Origin of the sequence: Thermogemmatispora sp., assembly GCF_019683755.1 — a bacterium.
Taxonomy (GTDB): domain Bacteria; phylum Chloroflexota; class Ktedonobacteria; order Ktedonobacterales; family Ktedonobacteraceae; genus Thermogemmatispora.
Genome location: NZ_JADGHT010000428.1, coordinates 1 through 3,459, shown reverse-complemented (window position 1 = coordinate 3,459; position 3,459 = coordinate 1). Strand labels below are relative to the sequence as shown.

3 protein-coding genes are annotated in these 3,459 nt (G+C 60.5%); all 3 read right to left on the bottom strand.

What is annotated here, in order from left to right:
- The coding region (locus tag IRZ24_RS18335) for a hypothetical protein (protein ID WP_297167533.1) at positions 1–464 on the bottom strand (464 nt) is incomplete at its 3' end.
- Positions 465–868: 404 nt separating this feature from the next.
- The gene (gene murJ, locus IRZ24_RS18330) at positions 869–2,377 is read right to left on the bottom strand and encodes a murein biosynthesis integral membrane protein MurJ (protein ID WP_297167531.1); all 1,509 of its coding nucleotides are present in this window, start codon (positions 2,375–2,377) and stop codon (positions 869–871) included.
- A 427-nt stretch (positions 2,378–2,804) separates the two neighbouring features.
- Positions 2,805–3,011, bottom strand: a complete 207-nt coding sequence (locus IRZ24_RS18325; protein ID WP_052888400.1) for a KGG domain-containing protein — start codon at positions 3,009–3,011, stop codon at positions 2,805–2,807.
- Positions 3,012–3,459: the final 448 nt, after the last annotated feature.

The window sequence follows — 3,459 nt, the reverse complement described above, 5'->3', positions numbered from 1 at the left end:
CACCCATTCACTTTCAGTATCCTCGTGCGGATCGTCCCCTCTGCAACTCTGGCCTCAGACCAGTTGTTATATGTCGTCTTGGCCCTTTCAGTATCCTCGTGCGGATCGTCCCCTCTGCAACCCTGGTCAACCTCTGGCGGCAGATCCAGGAGCATCACTTTCAGTATCCTCGTGCGGATCGTCCCCTCTGCAACGGGCCATCCACCTGGCATGGTCCATCTGCTGCTCAAGCCTTTCAGTATCCTCGTGCGGATCGTCCCCTCTGCAACCGTGCCCGACGTAAGTGGCCCCGGGATACTTCTTCCATAGTCTATAACGATCGAGGCCCCATTTTTTCTCTCTGAGAGCCTTGTTTTTTCCCGCTCCCCCTCGCAAAAATCTATCGGATCACGACCTTTCTCGAAACTCGTTTTTTGCAACGTCCAAGGGGCGAGTTTCGAGAAAGCATCAGCACAGACTATCATATTTTACAGGTAATACATGCGGTCAACCAGCCAAATGCGGTCAGAATCTGACCGCATTTCTGGCGGGACCGAGGAGAGTTTCGAAAGAGGCTCTCAAAAGGGCTTCATCAGAGGGGGATCGGGTTCCGCTCCTTTCTTTTCCCATGCCGACCGGAAGACGACCCTGGAGGGTCTGGTCGGTCGCTTCGCAGCAGCCAGGGAAAAGCACACAGCACCGCAGAGGTAGCTCATCACTACCACCAGAGCAAAACACAGGGAAGGGAACATCAAAGAAAAGAAAAGAAAAGAAAGGAGAACAGTCAGGAGGAGAGAAGCACCAGCAAGCGAGAAAAAGGGAGCCGTCCCGCCGTAAAATCAGCCAGCTCACCCGACAACAAGCACGGCTCCCACCAGCGGCGCCGGCCTCAGCATCCCACTCCCTGGACCTGCCGGCGCTGGCGCTGGCGCAGCCGCCACCACAGCACCAGACAGAGCAGCAGGGCCTCCGCCGAGGCCGAGCCAGACAAACTCAGCGACACCGCCAGAATCTGCCGCTCGCCGGATAGCCAGACGAAGAGTCCCACCATCAGCGCCACCCGCGTCAGCAGCGCAAAGACATTCGTCAACAAAGGAGTACGCGCATCCTTCAGCGCATAAAAGCTGCGCGCCACCACATCCCCCACGCACACCCCTGGCAAACCCACCACATAGCCGAACAGAGCCAGATTGGTCAACCAGGCCGAATGATCATCAAAGGCCCCGTGGCGGAAGAGCAGATCGATCACCAACAGCCCCAACCCGGCCAGGGCCAGCGCCGACAAGACACTCAGCACCAGCGACGACCCGATCACCTGCACAAACAAGCGGCGCAAGCGCGCATAGCGGCCCTCCAGCTCCAGGCGCGCCATGCGTGGCAGCGCCGCCTGCCCGATGGCCTGAGCGATCAACGACACCGGCAAATAAAACAACATATAGGCATTATGCAAGGCCGCCAGGCTGGCCAGGTCCGGCAGAAAGGAGGTTACCGTCGTCTCCAGAATCGAACTCACATACGCCACCGCCACCGCCAGCATGCTCGGAATAAAGAGCGCCATCACCTCGCGCAAGCCCGGATAGCGCAGATTCCAGGCGAAGACATAGCGGGCCCCCTGCTGCCAGAGGGCCGGCAACTGGACCACAATCTGCAGAGCCGCAGCCAACAACACCCCCAGCGTCGGCCCATAAATCCCCACCCCTGGCACCACCAGCGCCACCACCAGGCCCGCAATCAAGCCCACATTATAGATCGCCGTCGCCAGCGCCGGCAGCAAAAACTGCTCGCGGCTACTCAAAATCGCCGTCACAATCGTCCCCAGGCCCAGCAACAGCGGCTGTAGCAACATAATGCGCGTCAGGCGGATCGTCAACTCCTGCACCGCTGGCGGATAGCCCGGCACCAGAATATGGATCACGAAGGCCGGCGTCAGAAGGCAACCCAGCAGCAGCAGCATCGTCAGGGCCACCAGCAGCACATTAAAGACCAGGCTGGCCAGATACCAGGCCTCGCGCTGATCGCCGCGGCGCTGATAGGAGACGAAGACCGGAATGAAGGCCTGCGTCAGCGCTCCCCCGGCCACCAGATTGAAGAGCGTATCGGGCAGGCGGTAAGCCGCATAATAGGCATTGGCCTCGGGTCCCGTTCCAAAGAGGGCATTAAAGAGGGCCTGGCGCACCACCCCCAACCCCTTGGAGGCCAGAATTCCCAGCATCAACAAAAGTGCCGCCTCCACCACTGAGAAGCGGCGTAAAGTCACTCCCCGGCCCGGGCGCAAGCGAGCCAGGCTGATCGGCAAGCGCAGCCCTGCCAGCGACCAGCCGGAGCCAGTCGCCTGCTCCTCCAGCTCATCAGGGGCTTCAAGCCGGGCGGCCTCCGTCGTCACCGGCGTCTCGCTCACCGCAATCCCAGTCGTCGGATCAACCAGGCGTGGTGCTCTCTGAGAAATAGGAGCCTCCTTCTCGACAGTTGTTGCATGGCGTGCTCGTCGCCTCAGCTCTCGTGTACAGAGGAGATTATACCAGTCCTGCGCCCCGGCAGATACCGCTCCCTCAAAAAAGTACTCCCGGCCAGTCCCAGGCCGTTCAGCCCGGCGCGCGGCTTCCCATCCACCATGCCGTCTGGCCCTCTCTTCTCAAGCGCACCCGCCAGCCGCCTGCAGGCATCAAAAAAGGCTGTCCGTAGGAGAACGGCCAGCCTCTGTAGCGTTACCTGAGTAAAAACAACCAGCGTTAGCAACCAAGGAACAGTTTGAAGTACAATCACAGGCCGCCTCGTGCGGCGTCAGCAATGCGGCGCACGAGGCAAGAGCGCAGAAACGCCCGCGCCTAAGCCTGGGCCTGGGTCTGGGCGTTCTTCGGGCGCCGTCGGCTGATCGAGCCACCCTTGCGACCGGCAGCCTGGGCCTCCTCGCTGGTCCACTTGTGGGCCGTGCCCAGCGCATGGGCCGCCTTGCCGCCCTTGCTGGCAATCTCACGCTTCTTCTCCGGGCTCATGGATGCGAAACCGCGACCACGACCTTTCTGATTTTGCATGCTGTGCTCTCCTTCTTCTTCTTCGTCTTCTGCGTTTCAACTGAGTGAAACGTGGCTATTGAAGTGACGCAAACGCAGACCACAGCGAACCCGCTGCAGCTGTCTTGCTTGCTTCCTGCCTTGCAGCAGTCGGGGTGCATTCCCTACTGTTAGGATAACAGGCACATGGGGAGAAGAACAAGTCAACAATACGCCTCTACCAAAAAGTTTCAGCTTTCTTTAAGGTTAGCCAGAGCGTATCAGCTGACAGCGAGGCGGAGAGCACAGTCAGTCGGTCGGTCAGGCCCCTCTTTCCTGACCCTGGTGGGCCGGGGCCGCTAGCGGGAGGAGGCCAGCAGCAATCTGCAGCCTGCCGCGCGGAGGCTATCGACCTGAGCAAGCAGCAAGCAGCGACAGAGGAGAGCCACCGGGCCGGAGGGCTGACCTGGCAAAGCCACCTGGGCCACGG

Coding starts and splice junctions, on each gene's coding strand:
- IRZ24_RS18325 (WP_052888400.1), bottom strand. CDS start 3,011: ATGCAAAATCAGAAAGGTCGTGGTCGCGGTTTCGCATCCATGAGCCCG.